The organism is Bradyrhizobium sp. 27S5 (assembly GCF_037217225.1).
GTDB classification, from domain to species: Bacteria; Pseudomonadota; Alphaproteobacteria; order Rhizobiales; family Xanthobacteraceae; genus Bradyrhizobium; species Bradyrhizobium septentrionale.
Genome location: NZ_CP147714.1, coordinates 3358576 through 3376433, shown reverse-complemented (window position 1 = coordinate 3376433; position 17858 = coordinate 3358576). Strand labels below are relative to the sequence as shown.

Annotated in this window: 13 protein-coding genes; 5 read left to right on the top strand and 8 right to left on the bottom strand. The window is 60.5% G+C overall.

The features are described 5' to 3' along the window. Nucleotides 1–69 precede the first annotated feature (69 nt). The 4 genes from WDM24_RS15505 to dinB all read right to left on the bottom strand — a co-directional run bounded on the left by WDM24_RS15505 (nucleotide 70) and on the right by dinB (nucleotide 4845). Nucleotides 70–1062 carry an ABC transporter permease gene (locus WDM24_RS15505; protein WP_338699237.1) on the bottom strand — a complete coding sequence of 331 codons (993 nt, stop codon included), beginning with the start codon at nucleotides 1060–1062 and terminating at the stop codon, nucleotides 70–72. Continuing rightward, the gene (locus WDM24_RS15500) at nucleotides 1059–2648 is read right to left on the bottom strand and encodes a sugar ABC transporter ATP-binding protein (RefSeq protein ID WP_338831775.1); all 1590 of its coding nucleotides are present in this window, start codon (nucleotides 2646–2648) and stop codon (nucleotides 1059–1061) included. Before WDM24_RS15500 ends, WDM24_RS15505 begins: the two co-directional genes overlap by 4 nt. A 627-nt stretch (nucleotides 2649–3275) precedes the next feature. Further along, nucleotides 3276–3485 carry a hypothetical protein gene (locus WDM24_RS15495; RefSeq protein ID WP_165123139.1) on the bottom strand — a complete coding sequence of 70 codons (210 nt, stop codon included), beginning with the start codon at nucleotides 3483–3485 and terminating at the stop codon, nucleotides 3276–3278. A 112-nt stretch (nucleotides 3486–3597) separates the two neighbouring features. Next, complete coding sequence (gene dinB, locus WDM24_RS15490) at nucleotides 3598–4845, bottom strand: DNA polymerase IV (RefSeq protein WP_338832392.1); 1248 nt, start codon at nucleotides 4843–4845, stop codon at nucleotides 3598–3600. 225 nt (nucleotides 4846–5070) lie between these two features. On the opposite strand from dinB, the gene WDM24_RS15485 reads away from it, so the two are divergent. The 3 genes from WDM24_RS15485 to WDM24_RS15475 all read left to right on the top strand — a co-directional run bounded on the left by WDM24_RS15485 (nucleotide 5071) and on the right by WDM24_RS15475 (nucleotide 7917). Beyond that, entirely contained in the window at nucleotides 5071–5337 is a 267-nt protein-coding gene (locus WDM24_RS15485; protein WP_338831773.1) for a hypothetical protein, read from the top strand. Nucleotides 5338–5577: 240 nt separating this feature from the next. After that, on the top strand, nucleotides 5578–6645 hold the full coding sequence (locus WDM24_RS15480) for a hypothetical protein (protein WP_338699225.1): 1068 nt from the start codon (nucleotides 5578–5580) through the stop codon (nucleotides 6643–6645). Between the two features lie 684 nt (nucleotides 6646–7329). Further along, nucleotides 7330–7917 (top strand): DUF6647 family protein, encoded by a 588-nt coding sequence (locus WDM24_RS15475; protein ID WP_338699223.1) that lies wholly within the window; start codon nucleotides 7330–7332, stop codon nucleotides 7915–7917. A 646-nt stretch (nucleotides 7918–8563) separates the two neighbouring features. Here WDM24_RS15475 and WDM24_RS15470 read toward each other — a convergent pair. Then, nucleotides 8564–9100 carry a cupin domain-containing protein gene (locus tag WDM24_RS15470; protein ID WP_338831772.1) on the bottom strand — a complete coding sequence of 179 codons (537 nt, stop codon included), beginning with the start codon at nucleotides 9098–9100 and terminating at the stop codon, nucleotides 8564–8566. An 870-nt stretch (nucleotides 9101–9970) separates the two neighbouring features. On the opposite strand from WDM24_RS15470, the gene WDM24_RS15465 reads away from it, so the two are divergent. Beyond that, nucleotides 9971–10777: a hypothetical protein gene (locus WDM24_RS15465; RefSeq protein WP_338699219.1), complete on the top strand. Its 807-nt coding sequence runs from the start codon at nucleotides 9971–9973 to the stop codon at nucleotides 10775–10777. Between the two features lie 262 nt (nucleotides 10778–11039). Beyond that, nucleotides 11040–11771, top strand: a complete 732-nt coding sequence (locus tag WDM24_RS15460; RefSeq protein ID WP_338831771.1) for a class I SAM-dependent methyltransferase — start codon at nucleotides 11040–11042, stop codon at nucleotides 11769–11771. 122 nt (nucleotides 11772–11893) lie between these two features. Here WDM24_RS15460 and WDM24_RS15455 read toward each other — a convergent pair whose 3' ends face one another. From WDM24_RS15455 to WDM24_RS15445, 3 genes are read right to left on the bottom strand one after another with little or no spacing between them, the layout of a single operon-like run. Then, on the bottom strand, nucleotides 11894–13642 hold the full coding sequence (locus WDM24_RS15455) for a tetratricopeptide repeat protein (protein WP_338831770.1): 1749 nt from the start codon (nucleotides 13640–13642) through the stop codon (nucleotides 11894–11896). Nucleotides 13643–13676: 34 nt separating this feature from the next. Continuing rightward, nucleotides 13677–15074 carry an HlyD family type I secretion periplasmic adaptor subunit gene (locus WDM24_RS15450; RefSeq protein WP_338699213.1) on the bottom strand — a complete coding sequence of 466 codons (1398 nt, stop codon included), beginning with the start codon at nucleotides 15072–15074 and terminating at the stop codon, nucleotides 13677–13679. Further along, on the bottom strand, nucleotides 15071–17827 hold the full coding sequence (locus WDM24_RS15445; protein ID WP_224741688.1) for a peptidase domain-containing ABC transporter: 2757 nt from the start codon (nucleotides 17825–17827) through the stop codon (nucleotides 15071–15073). The genes WDM24_RS15450 and WDM24_RS15445 overlap by 4 nt, the downstream gene beginning before the upstream one ends. Between the last annotated feature and the right edge of the window lie 31 nt (nucleotides 17828–17858).

Below are 17858 nucleotides of genomic sequence, written 5' to 3'. Positions count from 1 at the left end.
GGCCGGCGACCTTGCCCCTACCCGTGCATCGCGATGATTCCGAGCCTCATGCGCTGCGTTCGACCTCGACTAGCGTTTGGTGAAGGCCACCGCGGCCACGATGATTGCGCCCTTGATCACGAGCTGCATCGGCGAACTGACACCGAGCAGCACGAGACCGTTGTTGAGCGTGCCGATGATCAGGCTGCCGAACAGCGTCCCCAGGATGTAGCCGCGTCCGCCGAACAGGCTGCAGCCGCCGAGGATGACGGCTGCGATGACGTCGAGCTCCATGCCTTGCACGACATCGGGCCGCGCGGCATGCGAACGCGCGGAGAGCACCAGCGCTGCGAGGCCGGCCAGCGTGCCGGTGAGAACAAAGGCCGCCGTCGTCACCCATTTGGTGTTGATGCCGGAATACAATGCCGCGGTCGGGTTGCCGCCGACGGCGTAGATCCTCCGCCCGAACACGTTGTAGTGCAGCAGCAGGATGCCGACGATCATCGCCGCCAGCGTCCAGGCAATCGGCACGGGGATGCCGAGAAAAGACCCCTCGCCGAAGATCGCAAAATAGGTCTCGTTGGTGATGATGACCGGCTTGGTGTTGGTGACCATCATCGCCAGTCCGCGCGCCATGCTCAGGGTGCCAAGCGTCACCAGGAAGGACGGGATCTGAAGCTGCGTGGTCAGGATGCCGTTGAGCAACCCGACCAGCGCACCGGTGCCGAGCCCGGCGGCGGCGCCGACGATCCAGCTGTTGCTGATCTGGCTCATCGCGAGCGCAGCCGCCATCCCCGACAGGGCCAGCGTCGATGCCACCGACAGATCGATCTGGCGCGCGATGATGATGAAGGTCATGCCGACCGCGATAATCGACACCAGCGTCGTCTGCCGTCCGATATTCAGGAAATTCTGGACCGACAGGAACCAGGGCGATGACAGGCTGAACACGACCAGCAGGATCACGAAGGCGATGTAGAGCATGTAGGGCCGCTCGCCGCGCAACAGGTTCTGCAGCAGCTTGCGGCGGCGGTCGGATCTCGTCGGCGATGCGACGACGTTGGGGGCAGTCAGTTCGGTCATGCGGGCAACTCGTGCAATGCGGCTTTGTCAAAAACGCCTTGGCCGGACGCCTGGTACAGTTGAAGCAGATGGTGGAGCTCTTCGGCGTCGTCGATCTCGCCGCGTACAAGCGTGCGGGCGACGCAGCCGTCAACGATCACCGAGGTGCGGTCGCAGAGCTCGATCAATTCGACCAGATCGGACGACACGACCAGCACAGCGGTGCCGTCGCGAGCGGCGTGCCGGATCACGGCATAGATCTCCTCGCGCGCGCCGACGTCGACGCCGACCGTGGGTTCGTCCAGCAGCAGGATGCGCGGCCTCGGATCATTCCACTTGCCGAACACCACCTTCTGCTGATTGCCGCCGGAGAGCGTCCTGACCAGGCTCGACGCGCCCGGCGCCTTCACTGCAAGCCTGCTAATCGCGGTCTCCACGCGCCTGGAAGCTGCGGCCTGCTGCATCCAGCCCCAACGCGAGAAGTAAGGCAGCCGCGACAGGGTGACGTTGCGCTCGATCGAATGGTCGAGCACCAGGCCCTGGACGTGGCGATCCTCCGGCACCAGGGCTACTCCGCGATCGATCGCATCCGCCGGGTTCTTTGGCAGCCAATCGCGGCCGTCGATCTGCAACGTGCCATGCTCGACGGCACGGAGCCCAAAGATCGTCTCGAGAATCTCGGTACGCCCGCTGCCGATCAATCCGGCCAGCCCGTGAATTTCGCCTTTCAGGACCGACAGGTCGACAGCACGCATCCGGTCATTGGAGACATTCGACAGCGACAGAACCGGAGCCGCTTCGAAGGCGCGGGCAGCTTGCGGCTCGGTCCTCGTCGTCACCGGCAACGCCCGATCGATGCCGACGATGGCATTGACCAGCCGCTTCATGTCAGTATCGGCGGCGACGAAGGTGCCGGCATTGGCGCCGTCGCGCAGCACGGTCACGCGCTGCGAAATCTCGAAGACTTCATTCAGCCGGTGCGTCACATAGATCACGCCGACGCCGCGGCGCGTCACCTTGCCGATCGCTTCGAACAGGATGCGGACCTCGTCCGATGTCAGCGAGGACGTCGGCTCATCGAGAATGAGCAGCCGCACCTCGCCCATCAGCGCCTTCGCGATCTCCGTCATCTGGCGATAGGCAAACGGCAGCGAGCCGACGGTGGCCTTGATATCGAGGGGGATGCCAAGCTGCGTCAGGAACGCCTCGGCCTGTGCCATCAATTCGCGCTTCCTGACGAAGCCGAAACGGGTGCGTGGTTCACGACCGAGCAGCAGATTGTCGGCTACGCTCAAGGACTCAACAAGGCTGAGGTCCTGATAGACGACGGCGATCCCCGCCTCGCGCGACTTTGCTGGACTGTCGAATGCCACCCGCCGGCCCGCAATCTCGATTGAGCCGCTGTCGAAGGTATGAACACCGCTGAGAATCTTGATCAGCGTGGATTTTCCGGCGCCGTTCTCGCCCAGCAGCGCATGCACCTCGCCGGCCCGCACCTCGAGGCTGACGTCGCGCAGCGCGCGCACGCCGCCAAAGCGCTTGTTGATGCCGTTGACCAGCACAAGCGGCGGCGTCGGTTGTGCTGCAACCGAACCAGACGGCTCCACCTTCTCCTCCCACTCCGCCCATCGCTGCTACGATGGTGACATCGTGTTATTTTCCGAACTATTTATGTTATAATTCTACCATCCGGGTCGATTGTCAACGGATGGCTTCGCGGTTGGACGGGGGTTTTCAGCTCCGCAGGACGTGCCCCGCTCCTCGGAGACCCGATGGGGCTTGGGGCTGAGGCCGCGCAATGGAGCGGAATCCCGGGCAGTGCCACGCGCGACGCCTTGCTGCCGCGTGTCGTGGATCGTACGAGCCGGGCCGCTTGGCCTCACGGCGAGCGCCCCCCAAGGCAGGGCCATGGCCGGCGCGCGCTCGACATGCTGGTGCAGGTCACGCGATCATCCGGGAGCCGACGAATCCAGATGGGCCGGATGAACGACTGCTCGGCCGCCACGCCCGGCCAGCACAACGACGGCGCAGGCCAGGCGTGCCCGACGCTGAGCGCGATATCGATCGCTACAAGGCAGCACAACCGCGGGCCGCGACGAAAGCCGATCAGGTTCAGTCACCGCGTCGACATCAAGGTTGTAGACTGCTTGCGGCTAGCTAGATCAGTTTCTCGGCGGTGCGATCCCCTGCCCTTCGAGCTATTTCTCCGGACGGCCTGGCCGCGACCTGATCTCCTAGGTCAGCATCGAGATGATCGATTGCAGCTGATTGGACGCTGAGGTGACAAGTCCGTCGAACGACGTCTGGCCGTGAGCGGCGGCTCTCAGGATGCATTCAGCAACGGCCGCCTTGAGACCGAAAACGGATTGATCCGCAGGAACGCTGGCCATGACCGTGTCCAACGCATCGCGCATGGTCTGGATCAGTTCGGCGCTGTGCTTCATGGCTGTCCTCCGCATCCCCAGAATAGGCCGAGTGCGCGAGGTCACCACTCACAAGGGCGCGATTCCAAATTGCCTTTTGTTAATGGACTGACGAGAAAGTGAATCACGAATTCTAGAGGTCTTTCTCGGCAAGCTTGCGAAATTCATCGGGGACCGAACGAACAGCCTCCAGCGCCGCCGAACCGTATCCGATCGCGTCCCAGCCAAAGCGATCGCGGATCCTGTCGATGGCACAGTCTGCCGCCCAGCGGGCCATCCCCGGCGGACTTCCAGGGCGAAGTGCTTCATCGGCCAGTCCGAGCGGGAGGTCGAGAGCAAGATCCCAGTGTTCCTCGAGGTGCGACACCGAGATAGCCAGAAGCGAGATGATCTTCTCGCCCGGGTGGTCAGCAAGCGCAGCGCGTACCAGACTTCCGGCGAGGCGGGCGAGGATCATTGTCGTGCACACCGGCGCATCGAGCGTCATCGACCGTGTCACCGACTTCAGGTCGGCGAAACGAACGCGCACCGTCACGGTACGTCCAGGCCGGGATTTTGCCCGAAGCCGCGTGGCGACGCGGTCGGCGAGATGAAGCAGCGTTGGCCGAATGACTTGCTCGATCGCCGGCTTTCGGCCAAGCGCCGATTGTGCTCCTGCCGAGCGCGCACGGCGGTGCGGCTTGAGTTGTCGTGGATCGCGATTCCAGGCCAGGGCTGCGAGCTTCTCGCCCGCCGCGGGACCGAGCAACCTTGCCAACGACCGTTCGGACAATTTGGCAAGCTGTCCGATTGTCGAAACACCGATCGCCGCCAGCCGCGTCCGGGTGACCGGCCCCACACCCCACATCAGTTCAACCGGCAATTCGTGAAGGAATTTCAGCTCGGCGTCGGGATCAACCACGACAAGCCCGTCGGGTTTTGCGACTTGCGAGGCGACCTTTGCCAGATGCTTGGTGCGTGCGACGCCCACCGAGATCGGCAAACCGAGCTCAGTGCGTACGCGCCGCCGGATCGCCGCGGCGATCTCGGCGGGCGTTCCGAACAGGTGCGTGCAGCCGGCAACGTCGGCGAACGCCTCATCGATCGAAATGCGCTCGACGAGCGGTGTGAAATCGCCTATCACCTTGATGGCCGCATCACCCAGCCGCTGGTAGTCGCTGAAATGCCCGCCGACAAAAATGAGCTGCGGGCACAGTTCGCGCGCTTCCCGTCCCGACATGCCGCCACGCACGCCGAAGGCCTTGGCCTCGTAGGACGCGGCAAGCACAACCCCGCCCCCGACGGCGACCGGCCTGCCTCTCAGCATAGGCTCAAGCAGCTGCTCGACCGACGCGTAAAATGCATCGAGGTCGGCGTGAAGGATCGTCGCTGCCGTTGCCATCTCAAGCCGTTCACCCCGGCCCCCGACCGAAATTGGTCGACCCCAGATGCGAAGATTGGCACCAGAACAAAACAAGAACAATATGTATCCGGAATTTATGATTGTGCTGGCGTGCGGCATGACGGATGTCAGTCCGTCAATGCGCCTTGTCGATCGTTCGCGTATCGGCGCGTCTGTCGGCCTCCGTTCATTGACGGACAAGCTCTTTGGGGTTGATATCCTCAAATGAACGATCACGCTCATCAGGTGGACTTTCAGGCCACGGCCTCGCTTTACAAGTGGCCGTCTCTCAACAATGCCAAGCGAGAGGATCGGGTACCCTATATGGTCGTCAACGGGACGCTCGACCAATGCATTCGCGATTTCATGGACAAGCCTGAGAAGACGCGACACCTCTATGAGATCCGGACCAAGTCGCAGCCTCCCCTCGTCCCCGAGGTGCTGTCGCCGGAGCATGTGCTCGAGCTCTCCAGGCTGCGCGAATTTCTCTGAGGCGTGCTTCGGCCACGCGAACCTGCCCCGCCCCTCCCTAGGCGGACTTATCCGTCTGTTGCATGCTTGACGGCGGATTGTTTGCCTATGCGCGAGCCGTTACACTCGCCCGACTCTCTGACTGATGGACGTCGATGCCGGCATTGACTATCCGCTTCGACGTTCGCTGGCGCTCGCAAATCGCCCGCACGGGAGAGCAACGGCTGCGCGACCGGTTGATGAGGCATCGAGAGGCGCCGCATGAAGTTCAATCTGGCGATCCTGAGCGTGCTGGCCGCAAGGCCCGAGCAACGGATCCCACTTGAGGAGGTCAGCCGCGAGGTCAAGCGCATGATCGCAGGCGGCGATGGAGCTGCGCAGGTGAGGCGATCGTCCGAGCTGGGCGACGCTGACGTCTTCGAAGCCGGATTGGCTTCGATCAATGACGCCGGTCTGCAGATCACCGACTCCGGCCTCTCGCTATGGCACTCGCTCGAAGCTTCACGTGGCGAACGGCAGCGCATCGAGCAAGAATCCAATGAACGGCAAGAGCGCCCGGACACCGTTGTTGCCGACACGCACGATGCGCTAAGCAGTGCTGTCGTCGACCGGACCGACGACATTGATCCCGCACCCGAACCACGCGCCGATGTTCCAATCGTATTCGAGCCGGCCTTTGGCTCGATTCACGAGACGACCCGAAGCGATTCCCGGCTATCGCGACTCGTCGGATTGCTCGCCAGCAGCATGCCGAAGTTCGCTCGCCGGCGGCGTCGGCGTTCCTCGGACGGCATGGCAGATCGCAAGGCCGGCGATCGGGTTGGCGTGACAGGGTTCGCCGTCGCCTGTCTCAGCGTAATCGCGGTCGTTGCCTGCGTTGCCGCAGCGATTGCGCTCGGTCAGAGCTCCACCCTGAAGTCGGACGTTGCCACGCTGCGCCGGGAATTGGTTCCGCTGCGGGAACGGCTCGCAAGACTCGAACAGATCGAAACCGCGAAGCGCGACGCCGCCCAGCAGGAAGCCGCGCAAGACAAGGCGGAGGCAGAAAGGAAGGCGCTTGACGCCGCCGCCCAACAGGCCGCGCTCAACCTCTCGCGGGAAGAGATTCAGTTGGTCAGGGAGTACATCAAGGCGGCGCCTTCGGCCAGCGCTGGCGGGCCGCCGGTCAACGTCGGCGATCCCATCACCGGCGGAATGATTCCGCTGCCGTCATCGCTGACGGAGAAAGTGCCGCGGCTCGTCGGTGCGAAATTTGCGACCCGCAACGGCGCGATCATCATCAGCGCACGAAACAGCCGCCGCGTCGATGCAGTGCTGACGGCGAACTAGAAGAATAGCTTAGGCACGCGCGGGCCGCGTCTATTCCTGCCGAAACGAGCGGTTAAATAATCTGATCAGAGTCGGGCAGCGTCCAAATGCGCCGCGCTGGGACGGTCGATATCACAACAATTTCAGTCGCTTGATATACTCATTTCGTCAAAACACCCTCATTCGTTGCAACTGGACAAAATGCAATTTGTTAGGTCCCTTTCGTGTTCTATCTTAGATTGTATTTCGCCTCGCGCCCTCATGTTCGAAAGTAGACTGCTTCAGGTGACCTTGGTGTTAGCGACCTTCGCCTTCGCCTTCGCTTCGCGATCAAGCTTTTTCTGCGCCTGCAGCGAAAACAAGCGACGCAAATTACGATCTATGAGGCCGTCCATTGGCAAAGAATGATGGTTTCCACGCAATCAATTTCGATCGGACCCTCTGGGCGCCATTCCTCCCAAGTAGCGCGGCGAAGCTCCCGGAATGCGTGGGCGGCTACGTCGTCTGCTGAACGGCCGGACGGTGTCCCGGTAAGGTACAAGGCACGCCGCTCGCCAGCATATTCGGTGACCGGCGTTGTGCCTCCTTTGGGTGTGAATGAGTTCACAACGGCGTCGCCAAGCGAAATGCTATGTTTCCAGCCGTTCAACTGCCGACTGATTTTTTGAAGAGTTTGTTTTTCGAACAGCCTCCGAGGAGAGGGTCATGTTCAAACAATTCCTCTTGGTCGCGGCGATAGCCTCCCTGTTAGCCACATCCTCTAGAGCCCATTGCGAATATGCTTTGGAGCGCAGCGCGCCCACCGAATCGCGTTCGGCTTCGTTGCATTCTGATGCAGCTCAACCTACGGAAGACTTGTTGGATGACATTGTGAGTTGGCTCTCATCGAATTTCGATCTGCCTGCCATCAAAGAACGTCCCGTTGTTGAATTTGCGTCGAAGATGGAACTTGCGAGGTTGCGTGCAACGGACCGTGCTTCTTCGCAACGCTTCATGAACGATGGGCAACTAACTCAGCGCGAGGTTGTCGCACTGTACGACAACCAAACGAGAACGATCCTGCTTCCTGATGATTGGGGCGGCACTTCGCCGGCGGACCAATCGGTCCTGGTACACGAAATGGTCCATCACCTTCAGAATCTTGGAAACCTCAAATTTGATTGCCCACAGGCCCGCGAGAAGTTGGCCTACCTGGCCCAGGATAAATGGCTAAGGCGGTTCGGAAAGAGTTTGGAGAACGAGTTCGACGTCGACATGTTCACAGTGCTGATTTCTTCAGCCTGTATGCATTGATTGGGACCGGTCGATCCTAGTCGCCATCGAACGATGGCCGTTCCAAAGGAGCGCAAAGCTACGATCATCTCGCACGTACCAACAAGATTTTCAGCGGATTTGATTGATGGCCAGACTCTTGGCGGTCCTCGCAATTGCATTGGCGATCCTGGCGGTGGCTCGGGCGCAGCAGAATCAGTTTGTACCGCAGCCAACAGGACCACTGCCAGCGGTGCTTGTTCCCTGAGTTCTCGCAAGGTGACGGATTCATCCACTCAGCCGATGGCGCCCAGGTCCGCTCGTGGCCCAGAGAGGACAAACGCGGCGCACGCCGATGTCGTCTTTTGACCACCCTTAGCCGACGCCAGAGCGGGCGTGAGCGCCCGCTCACCGAGGCTATTTCGCCGCCACCACGCTCGGCCTTAAACGCGCCTCTGACGAGACGCGGCAATTGGGCCGCGGTCAAGGCCGAGATCGCCGCGGACGCTGCCGTCCAGGAGGATGGGATCTCACGACCGAGATCCGGCGAGCTGATCCGCTGGTCGAGCACATGATCGCGGTCGTCGATCTCTTCGCGAGCAGGTCAACCAACTGCTGATATGCGCAAACGCCCTGGTCTAACCACGCGGCTTGCGGCCTCACGGGGGGAACACTCAATGGTGGGCGCTTACCTAAGAGGCGGACCCACGACTTTCATGTGGTGCATCGCCATCAGCTTTTGGTTCGTTTCGGCATCGACACCTTGCCGCTCCGCGAACATCTTCTCGAATCCACCGGGCGTCACACCAAACAGCAATACACCGGGCTCCGTCCCGACGTTTTGGAACGTGTGCGGAGTGTGATGAGGAATGAACACAAAGGCGCCGGCGGGCGCGCTCACAATGCGTTCGCCCAGTTTAAAGTTGAACTGACCGCTCACAACGTAACAAAACTCAGCTTCCATTTCGTGCAGGTGTGTAGGGGGACCGCTCTTGGGTGCGATGGTCTGACGAAAATAGCCGAGCTGCCCCCCAGTTTTATCAGCCGTGGCCAATAGTTCGGTGAAATCCCCCTCTCGACCTTGCTGTCCGCTATAGCGAGTCGGCTCGCCGGGCAGGACGATGAATGCCTCGTCACCCGCGGAGACTTGAGTTGAGGGCAGAACAACGGTGGCAATAAGGGAATAAAGAAGGCCGAAACGCGCTTTCAAGAGTTTGGCGTGCATGGCAACCTCACCTATGTGACGGTGTACGAACGCAATCAGAACGCTCCCAAATCACGGAGCGATCCTCTAGTCTAGTTCATTAAGCACAACCTCATTTGTACTGGGCCACTGTTTACATCCGATGCGCAGTCCGTGCGACATTTTGTGCACTAAGTGGCAACGGTGTTGTCCTAACTGCTGATCTCGCTAAGCGGATTGGCGCACTTCGAAGGCCCTCCGACGACATGATCGGCTCACTGCTAATTCGCGCAAACGGGCTGGTCTGACCGGACCGATTTGCGATCCCAAGGCGCGCCTGGCAATCACCTGGGCAGATTCAGAACGGAATGTCGCGTTGTCCATCATTCGCGTCACGACGTGCAGCCGATGTAATTGACACACCGGGCTCCGAAGGCGGATCATCGGCCGATTGCCAGGGTTGACCTGACCCGATTGCTGCCGGTCCGACGGGAGCGCGCCGTTGAGTTTGAGAAACTCGCGGCCTCGGAGCACAACGAAGCGTTCAAAGCAGAGCTGCTAAAACAGGCCGCGGCATACAGGAAATTGGCAGAGGCACGCGCCGAGCAATATGGCCTGCCCTCCAGAGACGAAGTAAGCCGAGGCCGACAACCGACTTTCACACATGGCCAGTCCGGTTTGGGTCTGCAATACGCCGGATAGCGGACATGGGTTGAACGTGAGAACAGGCCGAACACTAAAAGCAGGCGTCGACGGACCTCAAATTACGCACCCGCGCCAGCCTCGCGGGCTTGGGCGCTGATTCCACGCCGCCGCGCGAGCGGGACGATATTGCGCATTGCTCTGATCACAATATCATTGTGTAATCAGCGCCAGGTGCTGAAGTTGTGATAGCCCGAAGGATAGTGCTCCATGTTTTCGACAGCCGATCATGGTGCAGGTGCAGGCCTCCGCGCCGCTCCAATCGAACTCGCGGGCGATTGGGGTCGCATGATCCCGCATGCGGCTCTGCAAGTTGTTGAGCGGATGCGTGCTGCTTGCCTTGATGGTTTTCGGCTTGTTTCAAACGACCAACCCGACCGCTTGCGCGTTGAGGAGCGCACCAGCGGCCCTCCCGCGATCTGGCTTCACAAGGACACAACCGACTTTGCCTGGATTGTCGTCGACATTGGGGAACGGGATTGGTCGAGGCTCGCCTATCAGTTTGGTCACGAGTTGGGACACGTTACATCCAACTCATGGCGACCGGATGCCAAACCTGCAGCACCCAGCCAATGGCTGGAGGAGTCGCTGGTAGAAGCCTTTACGCTCCGAGGACTCGCCCTGTTGGCGGATAACTGGTCGCGCGATCCTCCGTTCAGGGATGACAGCGGTTTTGGCGCCGCCGTCGCGGTCTATCGACAAAATGCTGTCGAGCGGTACGGAAAACTGGCGACTGAACAAGGTAATTCAAAGAACCCCAGCGCTTGGTTCAGGCAGCATCGTGCCGCGTTGGAGGCAGATCCCTGCCTGAACGCGTTTGCACAGGCGGCATCTCTCTTCATCCTCGAAGAATATGAACGCAACCCTGCCAGCATTGAAGCGCTTGGCGCGCTGAATCGATGGGGTGGCCGCAGCGCCATCCCGCTCGAGCAATATCTGGAGGCTTGGACGGATAGCTGCAAAAAACTGCAGGCTTCGCCGGCTTTGCCCCGTCGGCTTCAAGAGCTTCTAAGGTGACCTGGGCCAACGCGTGGAGCGAAGTTGTCTTTTTCGCCCATGCTTGTTTGCGGGATCTGCACAACGTTCTCGCTTGATGCTCCGTAGACATACCGGTGAGCAAGCGACTGCGCGCCCACGACAAACAGTAGCCCGATGCAGATCCGATCGCCCGCGATGATAGTCGCAATGCGCCCAACGAGCGCGGAATCAATCGTGCGTGCTCCGGCGCTGCAAATCTGCTCACTTCCTCCGCTACTGGCTGTGTTCCGCCGAAATGCCGGTGGAGGCCAAGGAAGCTCTAGACGCGGCAACCGCTTATTGCGAGTATCAAACTTTCATTTTGAGTTGGATGCTGAAAATGGAACCCATTACATATCGCGGACTGCAAAACGCTGCAGACCAAAACACGCCGCATCTTGGCGGAAGTATCAAGGCTGGCGATCCCTTCACCTACTGTCCCTTGGTATGGGACTACGTAATTTCCAGATTTTGTATTCAATCGGTATTGGACCTTGGCAGTGGATGTGGAAACGCTGCTCATTACTTTCACAAAGCCGGTCTCAGGGTGTTGGCGACCGATGGATTTCCAGAGAGCGTTGAAAAATCAACTTACCCGGCGTTTCAGCAGGATATTACCCAAGCCCCGATCGTCACTCGAACAGACTTGGTTCATTGCCAAGAGGTCGTCGAGCACATTGACGAAAGATACCTGGAGAATGTCCTCCTCAGTCTCACGTGTGGCAAATACATCCTGATGACCCATGCCGTTCCTGGGCAAATCGGGTATCACCACGTCAACTTGCAGACGTCAGAATACTGGATTGACCATCTGCACCGGAAAGGGTGCGAGTATCTTGAAGCTGACACACGTCGCATCAGGAATCTCGCTGAAAAGGACGGAGCTGCTTACATGCAGCAAAGCGGGTTGAGTTCGTCAATTCTGGCCGGCTTTGATAACATCACGGCGCCCGCCTCGAATATGGAATTGTGCGGAAGCACTGAAGATGCGTGAGCTTTCGTTTGAAGTGCGCGGCGTTCACTCGAAGTCCCAAGATCTCATCTATTTTCGGTGCCCACCGTTAGTCGGCATGGCTCGAAATCTCGGAGCCAGGACGGCCCGCCCGTTCGTAAGATTTATCGTGGTGAAGCTCTTGCCAGTTCCGCCAGTTCTGAGTCTGCTTCGACAATGCCTTGGGCGGCAGCCATCTCCAACCAGTGACTCGCTTGCTTGAGGTCGCTGTGCCCCGCCGCACCGCTTCGCAGATAACGCCCAAGCATGAGTTGAGCTTGACCATGACCGCGTTCTGCGGCTGCTCGAAACCAATGCTCGGCTTTGGCTCGATCAACGGGAATGGCATGGCCGCCGCTATATATAGCGCCGAGTGCAAACATTGCTCCAGCGTGGCCGTGGGCGGCGGCCTGCTCGCACAATTTAAGCGCGGCGGGAGCATCCTGCGGGCCCCCGCGACCGTTCACGAGCATCTCGGCCAGGGCAACCTGCGCATCGGTGATCCCTCCCTGCGCCGCACGCGCGAACCAATCGCGCGCTGCTCTCGGATCGGCCGGCACACCACGCCCATCGGCAACAAGACGACCGATCATAAATTGCGCCTCCGGGACCCCTTCAGCCGCACGCCTCAGCCAGACCGCTGCTTGTTGTTCGTTGCGCTCAACGCCTATGCCCTGGAGAAGGCAAACGCCAAGATTGAACGCGGCGACAAGATTGCCGCGTTGCGCCGTCTGCATGAACCAATCCGCGACCGGCGGAGATTCCTCTCCACTGGCCGCTCGTTCCAGCAAGTCGTTTCCGACGTCGACCTGAGCATCCAAATTTCCGGCCTCGGCAGCGATGCGCAACCAGCGGGCCGCTTCATGGCTGTCCCGAGGTACTCCGGCTCCGGTCATGTAGAACGAACTCAACGACCGAGCAGCCGCCGCGTTTCCACCCTCTGCCGCACGACGATACCAGTTTGCCGCTTCCACATAGTTCGGCGGCAATGCTCCGCCCTTGGCATAAAGGTTGCCGACCAGTTCCGCGGCACGAGCGTCACCTGCCAAGGCAGCACGACGAAGCCAAGTCTCGCCCAACACCAGATCCCTGGCAACGACGGTACCTTCAATCAGCAGCGTCCCCCATTTAATCTGCGCACCGCGGTGTCCCAGCTCAGCAGCTTTGCGGTAGAGTTCAGCGGTTGCAGTCGGATCGTGTTTGCCGCTGATCCCTCCTTCCGTAAGCACACCCAGCATAAAGACGGCCGTCGGAATTTCAGCGGCCGCCGCTGCTTGCATGTGTTCGACGACCTCGTCCCTGTGAGCGGCCCGGTTCGGGTCTCCAGCGAGCGACAGCGCATATCCCAAGTGTCCTTGGGCGCAGCCTGCGGCGGCGGAGCGGCGATACCATTCTCTCGCCTGTATCTGGTCTCTGAGCGGTGACGGACCATAGGTTAGAATGTAAGCGAGCAGAGCCTGTCCGTCGGGAGACCCGGCGTCAGCCGCCATACGAGCCCATCTCAGGGCAGCGTCGAAATCTGGCTTTGCCGTGCTGTCCTGCGAAAATAGTCGCGCTGCGGCGCCGCTGCGGTCCTCTCGCGCCTGCGAGCCGAGCCCCTGGAGCAAGAGCGATGCCAGCATAGACTGCGCCTCGGCGTTGCCGTTCAACGCCGCGCGTTCCAACCAGCGCGCGCCCTCCGTCCGACTAAACGGTACGCCGGCGCCCTGAAGGTAAAGCCTTCCGATGTGATACGCAGCTTCCGCGCTGCCCGCTTCGGCCATTCGGGCCAGCTGCGGCAGCGCTTCAGCAAACCGCTCTTTCTCGATAAGAGCGATCGCCCGGCGCAGCCCCGTTTCGGGCGACGCCTTTCCGATCAAGCGATCAAAGAGCATTTCCCGAATCCATCCGACAGCAGAGCCAAATCGCTCACGGCTCGCGCAACGCCTCCTGCGTCACCGGAAGCATCAGGCCGAGTAGGTACGTTAGCACGGTCCGCTGACCAACCTTAATATCGGCGGTTACGGGCATACCTGGCGTGAGTTGGAAACCAGCCGGCACGCCGTGCAGGGCCACGCGATCAATACTGATCCGAGTGCGGTAAAACGGCTCCAGGTTCGTCGTCGGAACGGCACTGGTAGGATTGCGCGCCTCAACCTGAGCATTGAAGCTATCCGGACTTACGATGCGTACGACTCCTTCGGCCATCCCGTACTGCGAGAACGGAAACGTGTCGAACTTGACGGACACGGGATCCTTCACATGCACGAAGCCGTTATCTTTGCCCGCAATGTTGGCCTCGACCTCAAGTGGCGCGTCTGCCGGCACGAGCGTAATGAATTGCTGCCCCGACTGCATGACGGAACCCACCGAAACCTTTGCGACGGATTGCACGATCGCATCAAGCCCGGCGCGGATCTCGACCAACTTGCGTCGCAGGTTAGCCTTGGTCAGCAGCTCCCGTGTGTCGGCTGCCTTGACACTGATCTCCTGCAACTTTTGCGAAGCTTCCGCCTTCCAGCCGCGGACGTAGGCGTCGCGGTCCGAAGCAAGCGCCGATTGATCGCGCTTCGCGCCCTCGCCGGTCGCGACCGCGTTGGAGAGCGACCGCTGCATTTCAACGCGTGTATCCTTGGCGATCAGCGAGTTCAGCCGGCTTCCGGTTTGGGTCGCCTCCAGCTGCCTGCGCATATCCTCGATGCTCTGTGCCACACCGAGGCGCTCGCGATAGCCCACAGCATCGGATTCCGATCTCGCTATCACGGAATTCAGTTCCTGCAGTCGGTGCTCATAGTTTTCGATCTTGGAGTCGAACTGCGCTTTGCGATGACTGAAAATGGAAGCCTGCAAGACCCAGTTTGGATCACTGCCGGAGTATGTGAAGGGCTGGCCATCCGCCTCGGCATGCAGACGCGCGAGTTCGGGCTCAAGGCTGTTCAATTGCCCATCGAGGGCCACTCGATCTGCTTCGGCGAAGGTCGGATCGAGACGCGCCAGCACATCGCCCGCCCGCACATGCTGGCCCTCGCTCACGTCGATCGAACGCACGATTGCGGTTTCCAGCGGCTGTACGAGGATGGTGGAAGATTGCGAGACCACCAGGCCGCGCGCAGTGATGACCTGATCGACGGGCAATACCCCCGCAACCAGAACCAAGGCGGCGACCATGCTGGAGACGATCCAAATCGTGCCACGGGCCGCGCGCGGTACAGGAGCATTGATGATGGCCGTTGACGGTTGCTGGAACTCAAGGATGACCGGCAACGTCGGATCGCTCTTCCTCGACTTGAACGGTAGTGGCAGCAAATTGGCCTGGACTTCGCTCATGGTTCGTTCGCTCCGCCCGAGACCAGCTTCGGAGTAACGGACTGGCGCGTCGGTTCGCTATGGCGGTTTTGCTGGTTCCAAAGCTGTCGATAGATCGCGCAACGCTCGACCAAAACATTGTGCGCACCGCAATCGACGATCTTGCCCTGATCGAGTACCAGAATCTGATCGCAGCCAACCAACGACGATAGCCGGTGCGAAACGATGATCATCGTCCGTCCGCTCGCGATCCGTTCGAGGTTTCCTGTCACGACAGCTTCGCTTTCGGGATCGAGCGCACTGGTCGCTTCGTCCAGTACCAGGATGCGCGGATCCGTGATGAGCGCTCGTGCGATCGCCAGCCGTTGCCGTTGTCCGCCAGACAGGTTGGGAGATCCTTCTTCGATGTAAGTCTCGAAGCCATTGGGCATCCGCTCGATGAATTCCTCAGCGCCAGCTAGCCTTGCCGCATAGACAGCATCCGACAACGTCAGGCCCGGTCGACCGGAGATGATGTTATCTCTAATGGAGCCACGAAACAGGAAGTTCTCCTGCAAGACGACGCCGAGGCTTTGCCGAAGGTGACGCAGATCAACATCGCGTAGGTCGGCGCCATCGATCTTCACAAATCCCTTATAGTCACGATTGATTCCCTGCAGTAGGCGCGTAACCGTCGACTTGCCCGACCCGCTGCGACCGACGATCCCCAACGTCGAACCGGCCGGAACCGAGAAGCTGATCCGGTCGAGCGCTGGGACAGTCGTATTGAGGTACGTGAAGCTGACGTCCTGGAAAGCTATTTCGCCTGCGAACTTCGGTCTCAAGCCCGCCGCTCGCGCGCTGCTCTCAGCTGGCCGATTAAGTACGGAACTTGCCTCACCGATCGCCGCCGCGACCTCCTCATAGTCCTCGATCAATCGCGCCAGCCCAACGAGTGGCTGGGCGACCCGGGCGCTCAGCATCAGGAACGCGAACAATCCGCCCACCATGTAGCCTGACGAGTCGTTCATCGCGAGATACGCACCGAGCATGGTCGTGCCGAGCACCATAAAGCGCTCGATCGGAGTAACCAGAGTCTGCGGCCAGTTGGACAGACGGCCGAATTCCAGCCGCCATTTCCCGGCCTCTGCAATCCGCTCGTCCCAAAGAGCGCGACGTTGTGGCTCGAGAGCCAACGCCTTGACCGTCTTGATGCCCACGATCGTCTCGCCGAGCGTTGCCGACTTCCACGTCTCGGCCGTAGTGACCCGTCCGTACATCTCTCGCATCGGCTTCAGGAATGCGATGATGATCAACAGGATTGCGCCGGCGCAGCCGAGCACAATGCTCGCCAGGATCGGGCTGAGATAGAACAGGAACGGGAGCAGGACGCAAAGCGTCATCAAGTCGAGAAATGTCGTCAGGAGGCGGCCGGTCAGAAATTCGCGAACACGATAGACCTGCGCGATACGGTACATCGTTTCACCCGCAGGATGACGCTCGAAGTAATCGAGCGGCAGGCGAAGCAGCCGATTGAAGACGTGCAGATTGAGTTTTGCGTCGAGTCTGGCGCCAACGACCGCGATGATAAGACGTCGCGCATGGCCCAACAGGGCTTCGTAGACGACTACGACCGCCATGACGGCGGCAAGCATGACCAAGGTGGACGTACTGTGGAATTGCAGCACCTTGTTCACCATCGTCATCACCAGGAGCGGTGGGAAGATGGTCAGGAAGCTGATGGTGAGCGAGGCGATTCCGATGTCCCGTAACAAGCGCCTTTCGTGCAGAACGAGATCAAAGAGCCAGCGCAGGTCAAACGGCGCGTCGGCTGCAACGCGGCTTCGGCTCGCGCGCACCAGGATGGCCTCACCGTTCCACACCTGAGAAAGCCGCAGCTCGTCGACGGGCACGGCTCCGTCTGCGGAGGCGCCTGGATCCCTGAGCACGACGATATTCTGATCGGCGTTCGCACCAACCATGAGCGCGGCGCTACCGTCGGCAAACAGCAAGATGACGGGCCCGGCTTCGCTCATCCCGAGCAAGTGGCGCCAACTCGTTCGGACCGCGCGAGACCATAGGCCCGCATTCTGCGCCCAGGCCGAGAGCGCTGCAGCCGATGGATAGATTTCGGATTCACCGGTTCTCAACTCGGCGACGTCGAGCTCGACGCCGTGATGACGCGCGACCTGGACAACCGCTTGCAATCGCGCCTGGTATTGCGGGCTGCGTTGCGCCTCCAGGCGGTCGATCGAATGCCCCTGCTGCGAAGCTAGATCGCTTGACTTCCGCTCGGGTGAGATGACGTGCCGTTTTGATTGAGCCTTTGCGGCAAACTCAGTGCGGATTTGTTGCACGGAGAGACGTGCGCGGACACCGAGATCAGTCAATAACTCGGAGCCTCCACGGACGACGTCCATGGACGCGCGCAGCGCTTTCGCCGCCGGCCAGGAAGCACCTCGCGATTTGGTCGACCTTTTAGCAACACGCGGATGCACAACATCGGGCGATGTGACCAGCTGCGGTGTGTCGCTTTCCTGCGCAGGGATAATGTGCAGGTCGCCGTGCACACCATGCGACTGAGTCCTGGCCTGTTCCGTTGCGCAGAGGCGGACCTGCCCTTCGACGCGCCACATCGCCTCGTCGAAATCAAACTTCTCATTGTCGATTTCGGCCTGCGACAGATCTTTTCTGGCGGCTAGTCGGCTGTCCAATAAGGTGCGTGCCCGGCTGTAAAGCGCATTGCGCGACGCCTCATCGCTCGCATGAAGGTCGTCAATGGCCTTCTGCAGCAAGCGGACATACTTGTCGGGCCCAGGCTCCCCA

Excerpts from the sequence above, each read along its gene's own strand:
- WDM24_RS15505 (WP_338699237.1), bottom strand. The coding sequence starts at position 1,062 with ATGACCGAACTGACTGCCCCCAACGTCGTCGCATCGCCGACGAGATCC.
- WDM24_RS15495 (WP_165123139.1), bottom strand. The coding sequence starts at position 3,485 with ATGAAGCACAGCGCCGAACTGATCCAGACCATGCGCGATGCGTTGGAC.
- dinB (WP_338832392.1), bottom strand. The coding sequence starts at position 4,845 with ATGGCAACGGCAGCGACGATCCTTCACGCCGACCTCGATGCATTTTAC.
- WDM24_RS15485 (WP_338831773.1), top strand. The coding sequence starts at position 5,071 with ATGAACGATCACGCTCATCAGGTGGACTTTCAGGCCACGGCCTCGCTT.
- WDM24_RS15480 (WP_338699225.1), top strand. The coding sequence starts at position 5,578 with ATGAAGTTCAATCTGGCGATCCTGAGCGTGCTGGCCGCAAGGCCCGAG.
- WDM24_RS15475 (WP_338699223.1), top strand. The coding sequence starts at position 7,330 with ATGTTCAAACAATTCCTCTTGGTCGCGGCGATAGCCTCCCTGTTAGCC.
- WDM24_RS15470 (WP_338831772.1), bottom strand. The coding sequence starts at position 9,100 with ATGCACGCCAAACTCTTGAAAGCGCGTTTCGGCCTTCTTTATTCCCTT.
- WDM24_RS15465 (WP_338699219.1), top strand. The coding sequence starts at position 9,971 with ATGTTTTCGACAGCCGATCATGGTGCAGGTGCAGGCCTCCGCGCCGCT.
- WDM24_RS15455 (WP_338831770.1), bottom strand. The coding sequence starts at position 13,642 with ATGCTCTTTGATCGCTTGATCGGAAAGGCGTCGCCCGAAACGGGGCTG.
- WDM24_RS15450 (WP_338699213.1), bottom strand. The coding sequence starts at position 15,074 with ATGAGCGAAGTCCAGGCCAATTTGCTGCCACTACCGTTCAAGTCGAGG.